Origin of the sequence: Clavibacter sp. VKM Ac-2872 (assembly GCF_015351105.1) — a bacterium.
Classification (GTDB): domain Bacteria; phylum Actinomycetota; class Actinomycetes; order Actinomycetales; family Microbacteriaceae; genus Clavibacter.
In genome coordinates, this window is the sequence record NZ_JADKRR010000001.1 from 1,375,731 (window position 1) to 1,396,942 (window position 21,212).

General features: G+C 72.7%; 20 protein-coding genes. 11 read left to right on the forward strand and 9 right to left on the reverse strand.

Annotated elements, in window-relative coordinates; genetic code table 11:
- Nucleotides 1-40 precede the first annotated feature (40 nt).
- Nucleotides 41-1,471, forward strand: coding sequence for a hemolysin family protein (locus tag ITJ40_RS06560; RefSeq protein ID WP_194666283.1), 1,431 nt, complete (start codon nt 41-43; stop codon nt 1,469-1,471).
- Nucleotides 1,464-2,507: a hemolysin family protein gene (locus ITJ40_RS06565; protein WP_194666284.1), complete on the forward strand. Its 1,044-nt coding sequence runs from the start codon at nt 1,464-1,466 to the stop codon at nt 2,505-2,507. Before ITJ40_RS06560 ends, ITJ40_RS06565 begins: the two co-directional genes overlap by 8 nt.
- A gap of 71 nt (nt 2,508-2,578) precedes the next feature.
- On the opposite strand, the gene ITJ40_RS06570 is transcribed toward ITJ40_RS06565, so the two are convergent.
- Nucleotides 2,579-3,658 carry an NADH:flavin oxidoreductase/NADH oxidase gene (locus ITJ40_RS06570; RefSeq protein ID WP_194666285.1) on the reverse strand — a complete coding sequence of 360 codons (1,080 nt, stop codon included), beginning with the start codon at nt 3,656-3,658 and terminating at the stop codon, nt 2,579-2,581.
- A 132-nt stretch (nt 3,659-3,790) separates the two neighbouring features.
- Between ITJ40_RS06570 and ITJ40_RS06575 the strand changes: the two genes are divergently transcribed.
- Complete coding sequence (locus ITJ40_RS06575; protein WP_370532002.1) at nt 3,791-4,672, forward strand: NAD(P)H-hydrate dehydratase; 882 nt, start codon at nt 3,791-3,793, stop codon at nt 4,670-4,672.
- Here ITJ40_RS06575 and ITJ40_RS06580 read toward each other — a convergent pair.
- Nucleotides 4,669-5,349: a YceI family protein gene (locus ITJ40_RS06580; RefSeq protein WP_194666287.1), complete on the reverse strand. Its 681-nt coding sequence runs from the start codon at nt 5,347-5,349 to the stop codon at nt 4,669-4,671. The two genes, ITJ40_RS06575 and ITJ40_RS06580, sit on opposite strands and share 4 nt — an antisense overlap.
- A 207-nt stretch (nt 5,350-5,556) precedes the next feature.
- Here ITJ40_RS06580 and ITJ40_RS06585 point away from each other — a divergent pair, with 207 nt between their 5' ends.
- On the forward strand, nt 5,557-5,874 hold the full coding sequence (locus ITJ40_RS06585; protein ID WP_194666288.1) for a thiamine-binding protein: 318 nt from the start codon (nt 5,557-5,559) through the stop codon (nt 5,872-5,874).
- 50 nt (nt 5,875-5,924) lie between these two features.
- Complete coding sequence (locus ITJ40_RS06590; RefSeq protein WP_194666289.1) at nt 5,925-7,205, forward strand: MFS transporter; 1,281 nt, start codon at nt 5,925-5,927, stop codon at nt 7,203-7,205.
- Nucleotides 7,206-7,232: 27 nt separating this feature from the next.
- Here the strand turns inward: ITJ40_RS06590 and ITJ40_RS06595 are convergent, their stop codons facing one another.
- The 6 genes from ITJ40_RS06595 to ITJ40_RS06620 form a co-directional block, all read right to left on the reverse strand.
- Nucleotides 7,233-7,889, reverse strand: coding sequence for a response regulator transcription factor (locus ITJ40_RS06595; protein ID WP_194666290.1), 657 nt, complete (start codon nt 7,887-7,889; stop codon nt 7,233-7,235).
- 27 nt (nt 7,890-7,916) lie between these two features.
- Nucleotides 7,917-9,149, reverse strand: coding sequence for a hypothetical protein (locus ITJ40_RS06600; RefSeq protein ID WP_194666291.1), 1,233 nt, complete (start codon nt 9,147-9,149; stop codon nt 7,917-7,919).
- Nucleotides 9,146-10,291: a sensor histidine kinase gene (locus ITJ40_RS06605; RefSeq protein WP_228511846.1), complete on the reverse strand. Its 1,146-nt coding sequence runs from the start codon at nt 10,289-10,291 to the stop codon at nt 9,146-9,148. Before ITJ40_RS06605 ends, ITJ40_RS06600 begins: the two co-directional genes overlap by 4 nt.
- A 175-nt stretch (nt 10,292-10,466) precedes the next feature.
- Nucleotides 10,467-11,147, reverse strand: a complete 681-nt coding sequence (locus ITJ40_RS06610; protein ID WP_086520491.1) for a response regulator transcription factor — start codon at nt 11,145-11,147, stop codon at nt 10,467-10,469.
- 119 nt (nt 11,148-11,266) lie between these two features.
- Nucleotides 11,267-12,478: a homoserine O-acetyltransferase gene (locus ITJ40_RS06615; protein WP_194666293.1), complete on the reverse strand. Its 1,212-nt coding sequence runs from the start codon at nt 12,476-12,478 to the stop codon at nt 11,267-11,269.
- Nucleotides 12,479-12,519: 41 nt separating this feature from the next.
- Nucleotides 12,520-13,890, reverse strand: coding sequence for a bifunctional o-acetylhomoserine/o-acetylserine sulfhydrylase (locus ITJ40_RS06620; protein WP_194666294.1), 1,371 nt, complete (start codon nt 13,888-13,890; stop codon nt 12,520-12,522).
- 133 nt (nt 13,891-14,023) lie between these two features.
- On the opposite strand from ITJ40_RS06620, the gene ITJ40_RS06625 reads away from it, so the two are divergent.
- Nucleotides 14,024-14,821, forward strand: a complete 798-nt coding sequence (locus ITJ40_RS06625) for an SDR family NAD(P)-dependent oxidoreductase (RefSeq protein ID WP_194666295.1) — start codon at nt 14,024-14,026, stop codon at nt 14,819-14,821.
- Nucleotides 14,822-14,870: 49 nt separating this feature from the next.
- On the opposite strand, the gene ITJ40_RS06630 is transcribed toward ITJ40_RS06625, so the two are convergent.
- Nucleotides 14,871-15,545: a TetR/AcrR family transcriptional regulator gene (locus ITJ40_RS06630; RefSeq protein WP_194666296.1), complete on the reverse strand. Its 675-nt coding sequence runs from the start codon at nt 15,543-15,545 to the stop codon at nt 14,871-14,873.
- Nucleotides 15,546-15,695: 150 nt separating this feature from the next.
- Here ITJ40_RS06630 and ITJ40_RS06635 point away from each other — a divergent pair, with 150 nt between their 5' ends.
- The 5 genes from ITJ40_RS06635 to murA all read left to right on the forward strand — a co-directional run bounded on the left by ITJ40_RS06635 (nt 15,696) and on the right by murA (nt 21,087).
- The gene (locus tag ITJ40_RS06635) at nt 15,696-16,733 is read left to right on the forward strand and encodes a TerC family protein (RefSeq protein ID WP_194666297.1); all 1,038 of its coding nucleotides are present in this window, start codon (nt 15,696-15,698) and stop codon (nt 16,731-16,733) included.
- On the forward strand, nt 16,730-17,551 hold the full coding sequence (locus ITJ40_RS06640) for a PP2C family serine/threonine-protein phosphatase (RefSeq protein ID WP_194666298.1): 822 nt from the start codon (nt 16,730-16,732) through the stop codon (nt 17,549-17,551). Before ITJ40_RS06635 ends, ITJ40_RS06640 begins: the two co-directional genes overlap by 4 nt.
- A gap of 65 nt (nt 17,552-17,616) precedes the next feature.
- Nucleotides 17,617-19,098 carry a 3-isopropylmalate dehydratase large subunit gene (gene leuC, locus ITJ40_RS06645; protein ID WP_194666299.1) on the forward strand — a complete coding sequence of 494 codons (1,482 nt, stop codon included), beginning with the start codon at nt 17,617-17,619 and terminating at the stop codon, nt 19,096-19,098.
- Nucleotides 19,099-19,101: 3 nt separating this feature from the next.
- Complete coding sequence (gene leuD / locus ITJ40_RS06650) at nt 19,102-19,716, forward strand: 3-isopropylmalate dehydratase small subunit (protein ID WP_194666300.1); 615 nt, start codon at nt 19,102-19,104, stop codon at nt 19,714-19,716.
- A complete protein-coding gene (murA, locus tag ITJ40_RS06655; protein ID WP_194666301.1) occupies nt 19,717-21,087 on the forward strand; it encodes a UDP-N-acetylglucosamine 1-carboxyvinyltransferase in 1,371 nt (456 codons plus the stop codon).
- Nucleotides 21,088-21,212: the final 125 nt, after the last annotated feature.

Sequence of the window (21,212 nt, forward strand, 5' to 3'; positions counted from 1 at the left end):
CTGAGGCCGGCCGTGCGCCCGGCTCCCGGGAGCCGCCCCCGTGCATGAATGGCTCCTCCTCGCCGCGGGTCTCGTCCTGACCCTCGGCACCGGCCTCTTCGTGGCCAGCGAGTTCGCGCTCGTGAACCTCGACCGCTCCGACCTCGAGAAGCGCCAGGAGCGCGGCGAGAAGCGGCTCGGCCCGCCCATCCGCGCGCTCCGCATCACCTCGACCCATCTCTCCAGCGCCCAGCTCGGCATCACGCTGACGACGCTCCTCACCGGATACACGATGGAGCCCGCGCTCAGCCTGCTGCTCGCCGGCCCGCTCACGTCCGCGGGCCTCGCCGAGGGGCTCGTCTCCCCGGTGTCGACCGTCGTGGCCCTCGTCGTCGCGACCCTGCTGTCGATGATCATCGGCGAGCTCGTGCCGAAGAACTTCGCCCTGGCCCTGCCGCGCGAGACGGCCAAGCTCGTCATCCCCTTCCAGACGCTGTTCACCACGGTGTTCAAGCCCGCCGTGCTGCTGCTCAACAACAGCGCGAACGGCATCCTCCGGCTCGTCGGCATCGAGCCCAAGGAGGAGCTGTCCGGCGCCAGGAGCGCGGAGGAGCTGTCGTCGCTCGTCCGCCGCTCGGCGCTCGCCGGCCTCCTCGAGGACGACACGGCGATGCTCCTGAGCCGCACGCTGCGCTTCGCCGACCTCACGGCGTCCGACGTCATGACGCCGCGCCTCCGCGTCAAGTCGGTGGAGCGCATCGACAGCGCGCAGACCGTGATCGAGCTGGCCATGACCACCGGCTACTCGCGCTTCCCCGTCACGGACGACGGCGTCGACGACGTCATCGGCCTCGTGCACGTGAAGCAGGCCGTGGCCGTCCCGCGCGAGAAGCGCGCGCTGGTGCCCGTCACGGCGCTGCAGTCCGAGGCGATCCGCGTGCCCGAGACCATGAAGCTCGACGACCTCCTCGGCGAGCTGCGCGGCCGCGGGTTCCAGATGGCCGTCGTCGTGGACGAGTACGGCGGCACCGCCGGCGTCGCGACCCTCGAGGACCTCGTCGAGGAGCTGGTCGGCGAGCTCGCCGACGAGCACGACCGCACGCGCGCCGGCGTCGTCCGCTCGCGCGACTCGCTGACGTTCCCCGGGATGCTCCGACCCGACGAGCTCCTCGAGCGCACCGGGCTCCGGATCCCCGACGAGGGGCCCTATGAGACGGCGGCGGGCTTCGTCATGAGCGAGCTCGGCCGCCTACCCGTGGTCGGCGACGAGCTGGAGCTCGAGACCGGCACGCTCCGGGTCGAGCGGCTCGACGGCCGGCGGATCGACCGCATCCGCTTCACGCCCGTCCCCGTGCCCGTCGCCACCGCGGTGGGCAGCACGCGCGCCGAGCGCCAGGCGGACCGCCAGGCCGAGCGGCAGGCCGACCGCGAGGCCGGAAGACAGGCGGACGCGGAACGCGCCGCCATGCGGAAGGAGCCGTCCCGTGGGTGAGTACGCCGGGGGGATCATCGCGCTCGTCGTGCTGCTCGCCGTCAACGCCTTCTTCGTCGGCGCCGAGTTCGCGGTCATCTCCGCGAAGCGGTCGCAGATCGAGCCGCGGGCGGAGGAGGGCAGCCGTGCCGCCCGCGTCACGCTCTTCGCGATGGAGCACGCGACGCTCATGCTGGCGACCACCCAGCTCGGCATCACCGTGTGCTCGCTGCTGATCCTCAACGTGTCGGAGCCCGCGATCCACCACCTGCTGGAGATCCCGCTGGGCGCGACCGGGCTGCCGGAGGAGGCGATCTCCACCATCGCGTTCGTCGTCGCGCTGCTCATCGTGTCGTTCCTGCACGTGGTGCTGGGCGAGATGGTGCCGAAGAACATCTCGTTCTCCGTGCCGGACCGGGCCGCCCTGCTGCTCGCGCCGCCGCTGGTGGGGATCGCGCGCGTCGTGAAGCCGCTCATCGTGGCCCTCAACGCGATCTCCAACGCGGTGCTCCGCGTGGCCAGGGTCGAGCCGAAGGACGAGGCCGCGAGCGCGTTCACGCTCGACGAGGTGCAGGGCATCGTGGACCAGTCGACGCGCGAGGGCCTGCTGGAGGACCGCACGGGCGCGCTCACCGCGGCGTTCGAGTTCACGGGCAAGAAGGTGCAGGACATCGCGATCCCGCTGGGCGCCCTGGTCAGCCTGCCCGAGACGGCGAGCCCTTCCGAGGTCGAGCGCGCCGTCGCCCGCCACGGCTTCTCGCGGTACGTGATCGTGGACGAGGCGGGGGAGCCGACCGGCTACCTGCACCTCAAGGACGTCATCGACCTCGACGAGGCCGACGAGTTCGTGCGTCCCGTGCCGGCCAAGCGGATCCGCCAGCTCGTGTCGGTCTTCGAGGGCACGGAGCTCGAGGACGCCCTCGCGATGATGCGCCGCTCCGGTGCCCACCTCGCCCGCGCCTTCACGGAGTCAGGCGAGACGACCGGCGTGCTGTTCCTCGAGGACATCATCGAGGAGCTCGTCGGCGAGGTGCAGGACGCCACCCGGCGCGTCTGACGCGCCCGCGCAGGACGACGGCCCGGCTCCCCAGGGGGTGCTGGGCCGTCGTCCTCGTCGGGCGTGGTGGGTCAGGCGGCCCAGCGCGCGCGGTCGTACTGCTTGGGCCAGTAGTCGATCTCGACGCCCAGCTCGTGCGCGGCCCGCAGCGCGAAGTGCGGGTCGCGCAGCATCTCGCGGCCGAGCATCACGGCGTCCGCACGGCCCTCGGCGACGACGGCCTCGGCCTGCGCGGGCTCGGTGATGAGGCCGACGGCGTTGAGCGCGACCTTCGCGTGCTCCTTCACGTACTCGGCGAAGGGCACCTGGTAGCCGGGCGCGACGGGGATCGTGACGCCCGTGGTGTTCCCGCCGGTGGAGATGTCGAAGAAGTCGGCGCCGTGCTCGGCGGCCCAGCCGGCGACCGTCGCGGTCTGCTGCTCGTCCCACCCCGCGTCGCCCGCCCAGTCGGTGGCGGAGAAGCGCACCAGCAGCGGCGCGTCGGGGACCTCGGCGCGCACCGCGTCGATCACCTGGAGCAGGAGGCGGGCCCGGTTCTCGAGGCTGCCGCCGAACCCGTCGTCGCGGTGGTTGCTGAGCGGCGAGAGGAACTGGTGCATGAGGTAGCCGTGCGCGGCGTGGATCTCGAGCACGTCGAAGCCCGCGTCGACCGAGCGGCGCGCGGCGGCGGCGAAGTCGTCGACGACCTTCCGCAGGCCCGCGGCGTCGAGCGCGACGGGCGTGCCGTAGCCGGGGAACGGCTCGGCCGACGGGGCGACCGTCTCCCAGCCGCCCTCCTCGGCGGGCATGGTGCCGCGGCCCGAGAACGAGTAGGTGGAGGCCTTGCGGCCGGCGTGGGCGAGCTGGATCGCGGCGACCGCGCCCATCTCGTGGATGAAGTCCACGATCGGCTTCCACGCGTCGCGCTGCGCGTCGTCCCAGATGCCCGTGTCCTCGGGCGTGATGCGCGCCTCGGGGCTGACGCCGGTGGCCTCCGCCATGACGAGCCCGGCACCGCCGCGGGCGAACGAGCCGAGGTGCGCGAGGTGCCACGCGCCGGGGACCCCGTCGCGCGCGTCGATGCTGTACTGGCACATGGGCGCGACCCAGATGCGGTTGCGCGCGGTCACGCCGCGGACGGTGATCGGCTCGAAGAGCGGGGACGTGGTCATGGGGATCCTTCCAGGCAGGCGGCCGGGGCTCCGGGGAGGCGCGGCGCGCGGGGACGGGCGGAGGGCGACGGCGGCCTCATGGTCCCAAGGCCCGGCGCGGCCGGCGCATTCCCGCGCGCCTATCGTGAGGGCATGAGCGACGCGCACCACGACCACGCACCCGACGGCTGGATCCGGCAGGACGCGGAGCGGACGCGCCGGGCGATCCGCCTCCCACGGGACGACGACGACAAGTACACGCGCGGCGTCCTCGGCGTCCGCACGGGGTCCGACCGCTACCCGGGCGCGGCGGTCCTCGGCGTCGAGGCCGCGGCGCGCACGGGCGTCGGCATGATCCGGTACCTCGGCCCCGCGGGCGCCTCCGCGTCCGTGCTCGCCCGGCGCCCCGAGGTCGTCACGGCCGACGGGCGCGTGCAGGCGTGGCTGGTCGGATCCGGCATGGACCGGGCGCATCGCGACGAGGCAGCGACCGACGCCATCACCGCGGCGCTCGGCCAGGGCCTGCCGTCGGTCGTCGACGCGGGCGCGCTCGACCTCGTGGGTCGCGCGACGGGTCCGGTCGTCGTCACGCCGCACTTCCGCGAGCTGTCGCGGCTGCTCGACGACGCCGGGATCGCCGCGTCGGCCGAGGACATCGCGGCGGACGCCGCGGGGTGGGCCGAGCGGGCGGCTCGGGAGCTCGGCGTCTGCGTGCTGCTCAAGGGCGCGACCACGTTCGTGGTGGGCGGATCCGCGCGCATCGCGGTCCGCGCGGGAACCCCCTGGCTCGCGACGGCGGGCTCGGGCGACGTCCTCGGGGGCGTGCTGGGCGCGCTCGCCGCGGGGGCGTCCGCGCGGATCGCCCACGCGGAGGATCCCCTGGCAGAGCTCGCCGCCGTCGCCGCGGCCGCCGCCTGGCTGCACGGGCGCGCCGGGGATCTCGCCTCCGGCGGCGGACCGGTCACGGCCCTCGACGTCGCGGAGACGATGCCGAGGGCCGTGCGGGACGTGCTGGCAGGAGACGCGGAGGACTAGGCCTTCGCGACGTCGAGCGAGAACTCGACCGAGCCGTGGTCCTCCACCGTCACGAAGCCGAGGCTCGGGGCCTGCACGCCGAAGTCCTGGAACGTGATCGGGATCGAGCCCACGATCTGGCCGCCGTCGGACGTGAAGCTCGCCTGCATCTGGGCGGTCACGCTCTTCGTCACGCCGTGGAGCGTGAGGTCGCCGGTCACGTCGTACGTGGCGGGCACGCCCGCCTCGACGCCGTCGGCCGCGATGGGCTGCGTGAGCGTGAAGGTCGCGGTCGGGAAGTCGCCCGTCTTCATGGCCTCGTTCTGGAAGTACGCGTCGCGCGGCGGCTGGTCGGTGTGGATCTGCTTCACGTCGACCGTCATGGTGCCCTTCGTGACCTGGGATCCGGCGACCGTGATGTCGCCCGTGACGGCGTCCGTCCGGCCGTTGACCGTGACGGGCGTGCCGTTCAGCACCTCGTCGACGCGGTAGCCGGCGTACGAGGACCCGCCCACCTTCCAGTCGCCGGACAGGTCGCCGACCGCGCCGCCCGGCGCGGGCGTCGACGCGAGGGTGGGGGCGGCGTCCGGCGTGCCCGCCAGCTGCTTGTAGATGGGGCCGCCGAACGCCGCGAAGGCGCCGACGAGGACGACAACGCCGCCCGCCACCCCGATGATGATCTTGGTCTTCTTGTCCATGACGCTGCTCCTCCGTGCGATGCAGGCGGGCGTTGCGACCCACCCGTTCTGTGAACTTTCAAGTACCTGAGGAGTCTCGCGGGGCGTGGGCGCGGACGTCGGCCGTCGTCCACAGGCGGTCCACCCGCCGGTACCCTGGGCGCACAGCCGGTCGCCGGCCGGGCGTCCGCCCGGAGCCACCGCCGCCGTCGAACCCCGGGGGTCCCCATGCTCGTCGCCTTCTCCGTCGCACCCAGCGGGGGCGACGCGCCCGACGCCTCCGTCCACGACGCCGTGGCCGCCGCGGTCGCCGTGGTCCGCGCATCCGGCCTGCCCAACCGCACCGACTCCATGTTCACCACGATCGAGGGCGACTGGGACGAGGTCTTCGACGTCGTCCGTCGCGCCACCGAGGCCGTCGCGCCCTTCGGCACGCGCGTGTCGCTCGTGCTGAAGGCCGACATCCGCCCCGGATACGAGGGCGAGCTCACGGGCAAGCTCGACCGTCTCGAGCAGGCGATCGAGGCGCGCGGGACCGGGGCCTGACGCTGCGGGAGACGAGTGTGCCGGATACCGACCGCCGGTAGGCTCGTCGGGTGAATCCCCCCTCCTCCGGGCGGGCGACGCTGTCGCCGGCCCGTGTCCGCATCGCCCTGCTCGCCCTCGCGATGGGCGGGTTCGCCATCGGCACCACCGAGTTCGTCGCCATGGGGCTGCTCCCGCAGCTCGCATCCGACCTGCTGCCCGAGGTAGCCGCGCGCTCGACGGAGGCCGCCAACGCGCAGGCCGGCACGCTGATCAGCGCGTACGCCCTCGGCGTCGTCGTGGGCGCGCCGACCATCGCGGCCGCGTCGGCCCGGGCCCCGCGGCGGAAGCTGCTGCTGTGGCTGCTCCTGGCCTTCACGCTCGGCACGGTCCTCAGCGCGATCCTCCCGAGCTTCGGCCTCGTCGTCGTGGCCCGCTTCGTCGCCGGACTGCCGCACGGCGCCTACTTCGGCATCGCGTCGCTGGTCGCCGCGCAGCTGATGGGGGAGGGCAAGCGCGCCCGCGGCGTCGCCTTCGTGCTGGCCGGGCTCACCATCGCCAACGTCATCGGCGTGCCCATCGTCACGTGGATCGGGCAGAACGCCGGGTGGCGCGTCGCCTACCTCGTCGTGGCGGCGATCTTCGCCGCGACCTTCGTCGCCGTGTTCCTGGCCGTGCCGGCGCAGGACGGCAACCCCGAGGCGACGCTCCGGCGGGAGCTGCGCGCGTTCACCCGGCTGCAGGTCTGGCTCGCCCTGCTCATCGGCGCGATCGGCTTCGGCGGCTTCTTCGCCGTCTACACGTTCGTCTCGCCCATGGTGACGGAGGTGACCGGGCTGCCCGACTGGTCGGTGCCGCTCGCCCTCGTGGTCGTCGGCCTCGGCATGACCGTGGGCAACCTCGCGGGCGGTTGGTGGGCGGATCGCGACGTGCGGAGCGCGCTGCTCTCCCTCTTCGGACTGCTGATCGCGTCCCTCGTGGGCCTCGTGCTGACCGCCTCGAACCCCGTGGGCATGTTCGCGTTCCTGTTCCTCATCGGCGGGTCGGCGGCGGCGCTGTCGCCGGGGATCCAGATCCGGCTGATGGACGTGGCGCACGACTCGCAGTCCATCGCGGCCGCGCTCAACCACTCCGCCCTCAACACGGGCAACGCCGTCGGCGCCGCGCTCGGCGGGGTGACGGTCGCGGCGGGCCTCGGCTACACGTCCCCCGCGCTCGTGGGCGTGGGGCTCAGCGTGGCCGGGCTCCTCATCGCGCTGGCGAGCTTCGGGCTCGACCGGCGCCGCCGCGGAGCCCGTCCGGCGGCCGACGGCCCGCGCCCCACCACCCAGCCGATCGGGATCGGCGGCTGACCGAGCGCACCGCCGGCGCCCGCCGGGCTACTCGCCCTGGAGCAGGATCCCGTCCTGGATCGCGCGCTTGCGCAGCGCCACCTTGGTGCCCACGTCGAAGCCCGCGACGCGGTACTTCTCGCGGATCCGCTTGAGGTACGACTTGGCCGTCTCCTCGGAGATGCCGAGGCTGTAGGCCACCGACTTCACGGGCTCGCCGCCGCCGTAGAGCGCCATGACCCGGCGCTCCTGCGCGCTGAGCTTGGGCACGCCGCCGACGTCGGTGCTGTTGATGGCGAGGTCCAGCTCCGCGGAGATGTAGGACTGGCCGTCGGCCGCGAGGCGGATCGCGTCGACGATCATGCTCGCGTCCTCGCTCTTCACGAGGTAGCCCAGGGCGCCCGATGCCAGCGCCTCGCGCACGACGTTGGGCTCCGAGTACGTGCTCATCAGCACGGTCTTGACGCCCGTGGTCTTGAGCGTCGCGATCTTCAGCGAGATCGGCAGGTTGTCCTTGAGGTCGAGGTCGAGGAGCACGACGTCGACGGGGAAGCACGGATGCGTCAGCAGGTCGGGCCACGTGGACACCGCGGCGACCATCTCGATGTCGGATGCGGCGTTGCGGATCCACTCGGTCAGGGCCCCGAGCAGCATCCTGTGGTCGTCCACGATGGCGAGGGTGATCGGTCGGTTCTCAGCTGACACGTGCTCTCCGGTCCTTGTGCGGGGCCCTCACCGGTCGGCGGGGTTGTCCACTACGCAGTCGATGGTGATGAGGAGGCTCGACCCGCGGGTGCTCTCGGTGTGCGTGCCGACCTTGTCGATAGCATCCCACGTCGAGGGATCCAGTCGTGTGCGGGGGAGCCCCGTCGTCGTGACGACGATGGGCACGACGGCCCGGCGCAGGGGCACGGGCTGCGCGCCGGCCGGCCGTCCGCGGAGCGGCCCGAGCGCGAGCTGCACCGAGACCTCGGGCACGCCGTTGCGCCGCTCGGTGGAGGTCAGCAGGAGCCACACCGCCGAGAGGAGCCCGTCGCGCTGGCGCCGGTCGAGGAGGCCGGCGAGGGCGTTCGGGTCGCTGAGGGTGACGTCCGGCCCCAGGAACTCCGACTCCGTGATGGCGTGGTGCAGCCACGTCTCGCGACGGCCCTCGATGAGGTGCAGCCGCAGCTCGGTGGCGAGCGACGCGGCCGTCGACGCGGCGAGGGGCGACAGCGGGAGCGGCTCCCGGAAGTTCGCGACGTCGTCGAGCAGCTGCTCCGCCGCGAGGTCGAGGCGCGCCAGCTCCTCGGACGCCATCATGCCGACGGCGTAGCGCGGCGCGGAGACGGTGCTCTGGACGAGCACGCGGTCCAGCTCCATCTCGGTCAGGCGGCGGAAGCCGCGGACGACCGCCACGCCGAACGCCGCGGGCACCACGGCGCGGGCGATGGCGGAGATCTCGGGGGCGAGGTCGCTCGGCCGGACGGGATCCGAGAAGAGGAACACCGCGAGGAGCACCGCGCCCAGCGCGACGTCGACCGCCAGCACCTCCCGGGCCGGTCGGTAGGTGACCGTGGTGAGGAGCGCGGCCCCGGCGGCGATGCCCGCTGTGGCGTGCTGCATCACGTCGCCGAGGGGCCACACCGCCACCAGGTCGAGCGCGACGACGATGCCCAGGCCGCCGACGACGACCGCCATGAGCGGGCCGGGCATCCGGTCGCGGAGGGCGCGGACGGCCACGACGACCGCGGCCAGGAGGGCGACCAGCAGGATCCACGCGGTCGCCGTGAGCCCGGGCGACGGCATGATCCGGTAGTCGAGCGCGAAGCGCACGAGGCCGTAGCCCATGGCGATGGCGCAGACGACCGCGGACCCGGCGCCCATGTACCCGAGGCCGATGGACGTCGCCTGCGCCGGGGTCCCCGCGGGCAGCCGGACCCGCCGGCTCGTGCGCGGCGTCGCGGCGTCCACCCGGCCGCTCACTTCGGCACCTCGAGGACGACCGTCGTCCCGGATCCGGGGGAGGAGAACAGCCGCGCGTTGCCGCCCACGTCCGTGAGGCGCGCGACGACCGACTCCTTGAAGCCGAGCTTCGCCTGGTCCACGTGCGCGAGGTCGAAGCCGACGCCCGCGTCGGTGACCATGGCGCGGACGGTGGTGTCGTCGTCGGTGATGGTGACGTGCGCCTCGGTGACCCCCGCATGCCGTCGCACGTTCTCCAGGCACTCCGCGAGCGAGAGGAGGAAGGCGTCGAGGATGTCGCTCGGCAGCAGGACCTGACCGGTGCCGTGCCAGCTCACCTCGAGGCCCATCCGCCCGAAGCGCTGCTTGACCGACTCCAGTGTGTTGCCCAGCACCGACTGCTCCACCGGCTCGAGGGTGTACCCGCCAGACGCCTGCGGGGTCGGGTTCGCGCCCAGGCGCAGCTGGCGGAGGAGGCGGGCATCGTCGGCCGCCTGCTGGCGCATGGCCTGCGGGGTGACGCCGACCCCGGAGTGCGCGAGGAGCGTGAGGGTGGCCAGCACGGTGTCGTGCAGGAGACGGGCGCCCTGGCGGCGCTGGGCCTCGAGCTCGCTCGCCATCCGCTCGGCGCGGTGGGCGCGCCCGATGTCGGTGATGCGCCGACCGACCCGGTGCACGGCCACGCTCAGCCAGTAGCCGATCATCCCGGCCAGCATCCAGCCGAACACGTGCACGAGCACGACGTACGGGAAGGCCTCGGTGTCCCAGGAGGCGCCGACGGCGACGAGGCTGGTGAGCGCGAACGCGGCCGCCACGACGCGGAGGCGGCCCGGTCGGATGGTCTCGAGGAGGGCGAGCGAGCCGACGGCGCCCACGGAGATGTGGGTGAGGGCGGTGAGCGACGACGCGGAGCGCCCGCCGAGCTGGGTGACGACCATGGCGGCGACGCCGGCGACGATCACGACGACCATCCACCGGACGCGCGCGTCCGTCCCGATGCGCCACTGGGCGACGGCGAGCACGGCGAGGAGCGCGACGCCGCCGACCGCCGCGGGCACCGGGACCTCGCCCGGCAGCAGGATGCACGCCGCGGCGACCGCGGTGAAGCTGAGGCCGTACACGCGTGCGGTCCGCTGCAGCAGGCGCTCGCGTTCGCGCTTCATGCGATCCATCGGGTCCCCGCTCGGAGTGCGCCGACGCCGGTGGCGTGCGCTCGGTGTGCTCCGATCCTAGGCGCGTCCGTCACGCGGCTCGCACGCCGACGTCGAGGCGCGGGGCGATTGTCCACATGCCGTAGGATCGCGCGCCCTGGCAGGACGGGGCGGCTCGATCCGCGCCCTACTCCGGCGCGATCCAGCCGTGCCGGATCGCGTGACGCCGCAGCAGGAGCTTCGTCCCGAGGTCCGTCCCCGCGTGCAGGTACTTGCGGCGCCCCCGCTTGATGTACGACTTGACGGTCTCCTCCGTCGTGCTCATCGCCTCCGCCACGTCGCGGATCGACCGCCCGCCCGCGTAGAGCACGAGCGCGCGCTGCTCCTGCTGGCCGAGACGCGGGTCCTCCTCCGCGTGGAAGTCCTGCATCGCCTGCTGCACGAGGGCCGACTGCCGGGGCGTCCCGTCGGCGGCGGCGTGGATGCTCGCGATCAGCTCCTCCGACGACTCCGCCTTGGGCACGACCGCGGACGCCCCCGCGCGCATGGCGCCGTGGATGGTCGAGGGGTCGGCGTGCGTGCTCAGCAGCACGGACGTGAGGCCGGCGCCCGTGAGCGTGCGGATCTTCTGCGCGACCGGGACCTCGTCGCGCAGCGCCAGGTCGAGGACGACGACGTCGAACGCCTCCGGGAAGCGGTCGTCGCGCACGAGCCCGCTCCAGGTGGGGGAGGTCGCGACCACCTCGACGCCCGTGCGGGGACGCGAGAGCCGTGCGCTCAACCCGTCCAGCAGGAGGACGTGGTCGTCGACCAGCGCCACGCGGACCCGTTGGCCCTGGCCCGTCGCGTGCAGCGGACGTCGGCTCATCGGTGCTCCCCTCGTACGCCGGTGCCCGGAGGCGGCGGCGTGCTCCCAGGGAAAGCATAGGAACGCATGATGTCGCGGGCGATGCCGGGCGCGGAACTCACCCCCGGACTGGGGCGCTGCTACGCGGGGGTGTCGAGCAGGCGCGCGAGCTCGCGGCCCACGGCCTCGTTCTCGATGAGGAACCCGTCGTGGCCGTAGTCGGAGGAGATCACCACGGCCTCGCCGCCGTCGACCGAGCCGGGCACGGCCCTCGCGATGAGCCGCTGGTCCGGGACGGGGAACAGCCGGTCGCTGTCGATGCCGACCACGAGGGTCGCCGCCCGCACACGGCCGAGCGCGGCCTCCACCCCGCCGCGGTCGCGGCCCACGTCGTGCGAGCTCATCGCGTCGATGAGGCGGATGTAGCTGGTCGCGTCGAAGCGCCGCGTGAACTTGTTGCCGTGGAAGTCGAGGTACGACTCCACGGCGTACCGGCCCTCGTCGCCCATCGGGCTGATGCCGCTCTGCCAGGAGCGCGAGAAGCGCTGGTTCAGCTCGTCCGGGCTCCGGTAGTTGAGCAGCGCCATGCGGCGGGCGAGCGCGAGGCCGCGGTGCGGGCCGTCGCCGTCGGCCGCGTCCAGGTAGTCGCCGTCGCGGTAGGCGGGATCCATCCGGATCGCCTCGGCCTGCACCGAGTTGAGCGCGATCTGGTCGGCGCTGGCGATGGCGGGGGCCGCGAGGACCGCGAGCCGGCGCATCCGGTCGGGATGCCCCACGCCCCACTCGAGCGCCTGCATCCCGCCCATGGACCCGCCGACGACCGCGGCCCACACGTCGATGCCGAGCGCGTCCGCGAGGGCGGCCTGCGCACGCACCTGATCGCGGATGGTGATGTAGGGGAAGCGCGCTCCCCACTCGGCGCCGTCCGGCGCCACCGAGGCGGGCCCGGTCGTTCCCTGGCAGCCGCCGAGCATGTTGGGGGCGACGACGAACCAGCGACCGGTGTCGATCGCGAGGCCCGGCCCCACGATCCCCGACCACCATCCGCCCGTCGGCTGTCCGGGACCGGCGGGTCCGCGCAGGTGGCTGTCGCCCGTGAGCGCGTGCAGCACCAGGACGGCGTTGCCGCCGTCCGCGGCGCGCTCGCCGAAGGTCTCGTACGCGACGCGCACGGAGGGGATCCGCCCGCCCGCCTCGAGCTCGATGTCGCCCACCTGCGCGAACAGGCGGTCGGCGACGGGGTCGCCCTCGCGCCACGCGCCCGACGCCGGCGGCCGGCCGATCAGGGAGCGGATCTGCGCGTCCGTCACGAGGCTCGACGGGACGGTGTCCTCGGGTGTCTGCCAGTCCATCGCGATCAGTGAAGCACCCGCGGCAGGCGCGCGCCCGAGTGTTACGCCCCGCTCGGCCGGCCGGCCGGGAGGGCGACGGCGGCGTCCCCGTCCTTGACGGCCCGGGCTGCCCGGAGCCCCGCCGCGAGGTCCTCGATGATGTCGTCGATGCTCTCGAGGCCGACCGACAGGCGCACGAGCCCGGGCGTGACCCCCGCCGTCAGCTGCTGCTCCGGCGTGAGCTGCGCATGGGTGGTGGACGCCGGGTGGATGACGAGGCTCCGCACGTCGCCGATGTTGGCCAGGTGGCTGAACAGCTGCAGCGAGTCGACGAGCGCGCGCCCGGCGTCCACCCCGCCCTTCAGCTCGAAGGAGAGCACGGCGCCGACGCCGCGCGACGCGTACCGGTTCGCGGCCGCGTACGACGGGCTCGTGGGGAGGCCCGCGTAGTAGACGTCCGCGATGTCGTCGTGCGCGTCGAGCCACTCGGCGACCGCCTGCGCGTTCTGGACGTGCCGCTCGATCCGGAGGCTCAGCGTCTCGATGCCCTGGATGAGCTGCCACGCGCTCGCGGGGGCGATGGACGCGCCGAGGTCGCGCAGCAGCTGCACGCGCGCCTTGGTGATGTACGCGACGCCGTCGCCGACCGCCTCGGTGAACGTGACGCCGTGGTACGACGGGTCGGGCGTCGTGAGGCCGGGGAAGCGCTCGCCCTGCTCGGACCACGGGAACCGGCCCCCGTCCACGACGAGTCCGCCGATGACCGTGCCGTGTCCGCCGAGGAACTTCGTGGCGGAGTGCACCACGACGTCGGCACCGTGCTCGAACGGGCGGATGAGGTACGGCGTCGCGATCGTGTTGTCCACGACGAGCGGCACGCCCGCGTCGTGCGCGGCGTCGGCGACGGTCCGGATGTCGAGGACGTTGATGCGCGGGTTGCCGATCGTCTCGGCGAAGAAGAGCTTGGTGTTCGGGCGCACGGCCCTGGCCCATGCCGCCGGGTCGTCCTGGTCCTCCACGAAGGTCGTCTCGATGCCGAGCTTCGCGAGCGTGTACGTGAAGAGGTTGTAGGTGCCGCCGTAGATCGAGGAGCTCGAGACGATGTGGTCGCCCGCCTGGGCGACGTTGAGCACCGCGATCGTGGTGGCCGACTGCCCCGAGGCGACCAGCAGCGCGGCCGTGCCGCCCTCGAGCGCGGCGACCCGCTCCTCGACCACGGCCTGCGTCGGGTTCATGATGCGCGTGTAGATGTTGCCCGGCTGCGCCAGCGCGAAGAGGTCCTGCGCGTGCTGGGAGTCGTCGAACACGTAGGACGTGGTCTGGTAGATGGGCGTGGCGCGCGCGTGGGTGACGGGATCCGGGGCCGCACCCGCGTGGATCTGCTGGGTCTCGAAGCGCCAGCCCGCTGCCCGGTCCTCGTCGTGGTCGCTCATCGTGGTGCCTTCCCTCGTGCGTCGGTGCCGCCCGTGCGGGCGCATCTCGACAGTAGGAAGCGCCCCGCGACCGGTCAACGCGACCGGTCTCGGGGCGTAACCCGGGGGCGTCCGCGTTCCCTACGCTGGGGTCATGTCCAGCAGCAAGAGGGTCGTCGTCACGGGTGCGAGCTCGGGGATCGGCGCCGCCACCGTCCGCCTGTTCCGGAGTCGGGGGTGGGACGTCGTCGGCGTGGCCCGCCGCGAGGACCGGCTGCGCGCGCTCGCCGAGGAGACCGGCGCCACGTACGCGGTCGCCGATCTCACCGTGCAGGCCGACGTGGACGCGCTCCGCGACCACCTCCGCGCGACGGGCGACGTGCACGCGCTCGTCAACAACGCCGGGGGAGCCGTCGGCACCGACTCCGTCGAGGACGGTTCGCCGGAGGACTGGGCCTGGATGTACGAGATCAACGTCCTCGCGGTGCAGCGCGTGACGAGCGCGCTCCTGCCGCTCCTGCGCGCCGGCGTGCCCGTGGGCGGCAGCGCCGACATCGTGACGGTCAGCTCGATCGCCGCGCACGTGCCCTACGAGGGCGGCGGCGGGTACAACGCGGCCAAGGCGGCGGCGCACGCGATGCTCGGGGTGCTCCGCCTGGAGCTCGCGGGGGAGCCCATCCGCGTGATCGAGATCGCGCCGGGACAGGTGCGCACGGAGGAGTTCTCGCTCGTCCGCTTCGGCGGCGACCGCGCGAAGGCCGACGCCGTGTACGACGGCGTCCCCGGGCCCCTCACGGCGGAGGACGTGGCCGAGGCGATCGTCCACGCCGTGGAGCTGCCCCCGCACGTGAACGTCGACCTCCTCACCCTCAAGCCCGTGGCGCAGGCGGCCCCGCACAAGCTCGTGCGGACGCCGCTCGCGGTGCGGGAGGACCTGACCGACCGCGGCTGACCCCGCGGATCCGGTCGCGGATCCGCGACCAGGCCGGGTGCCCGACGCGTCAGGCCGCGGGCAGCTGCGCCGCCACCGGCACGTCGGGCAGCGGGCCCGTGAGGAAGCCCTGCACCACGGGCCCGTGGAGCGCGATGACGGTCTCCCGCGACATGCTCGCGATGGGCTCGCTCCGCCAGATGTAGCGGGTGATGGCGATGCCGCCGAGCGCCGCGCCGACGAGCGAGTTGCGGATGTCCGCCTCGTCCTGCGGGATCCCCTCGGGGAGGGCGCTCATCCAGTGCTGCGGCGCGGCCTCGGCGAACCGGCGGTAGGCGGCGCTGTCGTGGTCAGACGAGACGGTGACCCAGCGCATGATGGTGGATCCGACCGGGTGCTCCCACGTGTGCAGCGCCGCGGAGACGAGGGCGGCGCCGCGCTCCTGGATGGGGAGGTCGCGCAGACCGAGGTAGGGGGCGAGCAGGTCGTCCGAGGGGCGGAGCGCCTCCTCGAGCAGGGCCTCGAGCGAGCCGAAGTAGTAGCGGACGAGGCTCGGGTCGACCCCCGCGGCCGCGGCGATGCGGCGAGCGCTGACGCGGTCGGCGCCGGACTCGATGAAGAGCATGCGGGCAGCCTCGATGATGCTGGCCCGGGCGTCGCCGGAGGTGCGGGGGCCGCGACGCCGCGGTGCGGAGTCCTCCCCGCTGTGGTCGGATGCATCGAGCTCGTTCGCCAGTACGGACATGGGGCGTCCCTCTCGTGTCATGAGCGACCACCGTAACCGCGGGCTGACGACCGGATGCCCCGGATGGGGGAATTGTGAACAACCCGTCGGCCGCCATGTAGTTTCGTCGAGGCATGTCCGTGCCGCTCCCGTGCTGCAGAAAGCCTCCGCGTGCCCCTGGTCCTCCCTCTCCCGTTCGAGATCGTCTCCCTGACGGTGCTCGTCCTCGTCCTCGTCGCCGACCTCCTGATCGTCTACCGGCGCCCGCACGTCCCGTCGACGAAGGAGTCGGCCCTCTGGGTCGCGTTCTACGTGGGGCTCGCGCTGGTCTTCGCGGTCATCATGCTGTTCGTCGCGGGCGGCGAGCACGCGGGCCAGTTCCTCGCCGGGTGGCTGACGGAGTACAGCCTGAGCATCGACAACCTGTTCGTGTTCGTCATCATCATGAGCCGGTTCAGCGTGCCCCGGAAGTACCAGCAGGAGGTGCTCATGGTGGGCATCATCATCGCGCTGGTCCTCCGCGGGATCTTCATCCTGCTGGGCGCCGAGCTGATCGAGAGCTACAGCTGGATCTTCTACATCTTCGGGGCGTTCCTGCTCTACACGGCGATCAAGCAGGCCGTCGGCGACGAGGACGAGGAGAGCGAGGACTCGCTCTTCATCCGGTTCCTCCGCCGACGCGTCAAGATCGCCCCCGACTTCGACGGCGCCAAGGTGCGCACCGTCATCGACGGCCGCAAGGTGCTCACGCCCATGGTCATCGTGTTCGTCTCGATCGGCACCACCGACCTGATCTTCGCCCTCGACTCGATCCCGGCCATCTTCGGCATCACCGAGTCGCCGTTCATCGTCTTCACCGCGAACATCTTCGCCCTGATGGGCCTCCGCCAGCTCTACTTCCTGCTCGGCGGCCTGCTCGACCGGCTCGTCTACCTCAAGTACGGGATCGCGTTCATCCTCTTCTTCATCGGCGTGAAGCTCGTGCTGCACGCGATGCACGAGAACACGCTGCCGTTCGTCAACGGCGGCGAGGGCATCGAGTGGGCGCCCGAGATCCCGACCATCGTGAGCCTGGTCGTGATCCTCGCCTCGATGGTGGTCGCCACGCTCGCCAGCCTCATCAAGATGCGCGCCGACGGCATCCCCGTGACCGGGCCCGCGTCCGAGACCGCGTCCGTCGAGCGCGACGGCGACGGGGACGCCCGATGACGGACGCGCGCACCATCGCGCTCGGCGGGCGTCGCATCCACGTCAGCTGGGCCGCCCGCACCGACGTGGGCAGCGTGCGCGCCGTGAACGAGGACGGCCTCCTCGCCGATCCCCCCGTGTGGCTCGTCGCCGACGGGATGGGCGGTCACGCGTTCGGCGACCGCGCGAGCGCCACCCTCGTGGAGACCTTCGGCGGCCTGTCCGGCGACGCCCCCGTCACGCGCGACCGCATCGTCGAGGCGGTCGACGCGTCCAACGACGCGATCGGCGACCTGATCACGGGCGACGACCCGCCCGGAACGGTGGCCGGCACGACGCTCGCGGGCGTCGCGCTCGTGCGCTCGGACGCCGGCGACCCGCTCTGGATGGTCTTCAACGTGGGCGACTCGCGCGTCTACGCGTGGACGGACGGCCGTCTCGAGCAGGTGACCATCGACCACTCGGCCGTGCAGGAGCTGGTCGACCAGGGCCGCATGACCCGCGCGGAGGCGGAGCGCAGCCCGGTGCGCAACCTCATCACCCGGGCCGTCGGCTCCCACGACGAGGTCGCCGCCGACGAGTGGCTGCTCCCGGTCGTCGACCACCAGGTGTTCCTCATCTGCTCCGACGGGCTGACCAAGGAGCTCGACGACCCGGCGATCTCCGGCGTGATCCAGCTCGCGTGCGCGGACGGCGGCGGCGTCGACCGGGCCGCGGACGCCCTGGTCGCGCAGGCGCTGGCATCCGGCGGCCGGGACAACGTGACCGTCGTGGTCATCGAGGCCTCCACCGAGGCGGAGCCGCTCGGGGACGGGTCCGCGGGCGCGCCCACCGCCTGAGGAATAGCCGCGGGCACCCGGCGTTAGACTCCCATGATGCGCGTGGCCACCCTCGCGCCCCCGCCATGAGGAGAGCCGTGCAGCCTGCGAAGACCCTGGCCGAGAAGGTGTGGGCCGACCACCTGGTCGCCCCGGGCCAGGACGGCGAGCCCGACCTGCTGTACATCGACCTCCACCTCCTGCACGAGGTCACCAGCCCGCAGGCCTTCGACGGCCTCCGTCTCGCCGGCCGACCCGTGCGCCGCCCCGACCTCACCATCGCGACCGAGGACCACAACACGCCCACCGTCGGCATCGACCGGCCGATCGCGGACCTCACGAGCCGCACCCAGATCCACACCCTGCGGAGGAACGCCGAGGAGTTCGGGATCCGCCTGCACTCGCTCGGCGACATCGAGCAGGGCATCGTCCACGTCGTCGGCCCGCAGCTCGGCCTCACGATGCCCGGCATCACGGTGGTGTGCGGCGACTCGCACACGTCCACCCACGGCGCGTTCGGCGCCATGGCGTTCGGCATCGGCACGAGCGAGGTCGAGCACGTGATGGCCACGCAGACGCTGCCGCTCCAGCCGTTCAAGACCATGGCGGTGACGGTCGAGGGCACGCTCCGACCCGGTGTCACGGCCAAGGACATCATCCTGGCGGTCATCGCGCAGATCGGCACCGGCGGCGGGCAGGGCTACGTGCTGGAGTACCGCGGCAGCGCCATCCGGTCGCTCTCCATGGAGGGCCGCATGACGATCTGCAACATGTCGATCGAGGCGGGTGCGCGCGCCGGCATGGTCGCCCCCGACCAGACGACGTACGACTACCTGCGCGGCCGCCCGCACGCGCCCACCGGCGCCGACTGGGACGAGGCCGTCGCGTACTGGGACACGCTCGCGACCGACGACGACGCCGTGTTCGACGCCGAGGTCTTCCTCGACGCGGACACCCTCGAGCCGTTCGTCACGTGGGGCACGAACCCCGGCCAGGGCGTCTCGCTCAGCGAGCCCGTGCCGGATCCCGCGGCCGTCGCCGACCCGAACGAGCGCGCCGCCGCCGAGCGCGCCCTCGCCTACATGGACCTCGTCCCCGGCACGCCCATGAAGGGGATCGCGGTCGACACCGTCTTCATCGGCTCCTGCACCAACAGCCGGGTGGAGGACCTGCGCGCCGCCGCCGAGATCCTGCGCGGCCGCACCAAGGCCGAGGGCGTCCGCGTGATGGTCGTCCCGGGCAGCGCGCGCGTGCGTCTCGAGGCCGAGGCCGAGGGGATCGACAAGGTCTTCACGGACTTCGGCGCCGAGTGGCGCTTCGCCGGCTGCTCGATGTGCCTCGGCATGAACCCGGACCAGCTCTCACCCGGCGAGCGCTGCGCCTCCACGAGCAACCGCAACTTCGAGGGCAGGCAGGGCAAGGGCGGGCGCACGCACCTCGTGTCGCCGCTCGTCGCCGCGGCGACCGCGATCCGCGGCACGCTGTCGAGCCCGTGGGACCTGCAGGAGGACGGCGTCGTCGACGCCGCGTCCCTCCGCCAGGCCGCCGCCGTCGGACAGGGGGCCTGACCCGTGGAGCCCATCAGCCGCGTCACCGGCACCGCCGTGCCGCTCAAGCAGTCGAACGTCGACACCGACCAGATCGTCCCCTCCCAGTTCCTCAAGCGCGTCACCAAGACGGGCTTCGAGGACGCGTTGTTCTTCCAGTGGCGCAAGGATCCCGACTTCTTCGTCAACCAGCCGGTCTACGATGGCGCGACCGTCCTCGTCGCCGGTCCCGACTTCGGCACGGGCTCGTCCCGCGAGCACGCCGTGTGGGCGCTGCGCGACTACGGCTTCCGGGCCGTGCTCAGCCCGAGGTTCGGCGACATCTTCCGGGGCAACTCCGGGAAGCAGGGCCTCCTCACGGGGATCGTGACGGAGGCCGACGTCGAGAGGCTGTGGGCCGCGATGGACGCGGAACCCGGACTCGACCTCACCGTCGACCTCGTCGAGCGGATCGCCACGGCACCCGGCCTGACGGTCCCGTTCGAGATCGACGAATACACTCGGTGGCGGCTCCTCGAGGGGCTCGACGACATCGCCCTCACCCTCCGGGACGAGGACGCCATCACCACCTTCGAACACAATCGGGCCTCATGGCGCCCGCGCACCTTGCCGGCCCGGCCGGCAGCTCTGGAGAACTGAATGAACTCACTAGTCAGCGACGCCAAGAAGGCGGGGGAGCGGGTGGGCCTCCTGTCCGACTCCATCGTGATCAACGGCGGCATCCCGCTGCGCGGTCGCATCGAGGTCCGCGGGGCCAAGAACCTGGCCACCAAGGCCATGGTCGCCTCGCTCCTCGGCGAGAGCCCCAGCCTCCTGCGCTCGGTGCCCGACATCAGCGACGTCCGCGTCGTCTCGGGCCTCCTCGAGGTGCACGGCGTCACGCTCCGCAAGGGCGAGCAGGAGGGCGACCTCATCCTCGACCCGAAGGACGTCGAGAGCGCCCACATGGCGGACATCGACGCGCACGCGGGGAGCTCGCGGATCCCGATCCTCTTCTGCGGCCCGCTGCTGCACCGCCTCGGCGAGGCGTTCATCCCCGACCTCGGCGGCTGCCGCATCGGCGACCGCCCCATCGACTTCCACCTCGACGCCCTCCGTGCCTTCGGCGCGGTCGTCGAGAAGCTGCCGAGCGGGATCCGCCTCACGGCCCCGAACGGGCTCACGGGCGCGAACGTCGAGCTGCCCTACCCGAGCGTCGGTGCCACCGAGCAGGTGCTGCTCACGGGCGTGCGGGCGAAGGGCATCACGGAGCTGAAGAACGCGGCCATCGAGCCCGAGATCATGGACCTCATCGCGATCCTGCAGAAGATGGGCGCGATCATCTCCGTCGAGCCGAACCGTGTGATCCTCATCGAGGGCGTCGACCGCCTCGAGGGCTACACGCACCGCGCGCTCTTCGACCGCAACGAGGCCGCCAGCTGGGCCTCGGCCGCGCTCGCGACCGGCGGCGACATCTTCGTCGGCGGCGTGCGCCAGGCCGAGATGATGACCTTCCTCAACGTCTTTCGGAAGGTCGGCGGCGCGTTCGACATCGAGGAGGACGGCATCCGGTTCTACCACCCGGGCGGCGACCTCAAGCCCGTGGTCATCGAGACCGACGTGCACCCCGGCTTCATGACGGACTGGCAGCAGCCGCTCGTCGTGGCGCTCACGCAGGCGCCCGGCGTCTCGATCATCCACGAGACCGTGTACGAGAACCGCTTCGGCTTCACGGACGCGCTCAACGAGATGGGTGCCGACATCGTCGTGCACAAGGAGGGCCTCGAGGGCCACGAGCGCCGCGTGGCGCGTCGCGACTTCGAGCAGGCCGCGGTCATCACCGGGCCGACGCACCTGCACGGCGCCGACATCACCGTGCCCGACCTCCGCGGCGGGTTCAGCCATCTGATCGCCGCGCTCACGGCCGAGGGCCGGTCCACCGTCAGCAACGTCGGGATCATCTCCCGCGGCTACGAGGACTTCATCGGGAAGCTGCGCCAGCTGGGCGCGGACTTCTCCTACGAGGGATAGCCTCGCCGGCGGTGCCCGCGCCGCCCACCGCGACCGGGCGCGTCCATGACGGACGCGCCCGGCCCTCCGTCGGGCGGATCCCGGCGGGCGACCGACGACGACCGCGACCCGACCCGACCGGAGGA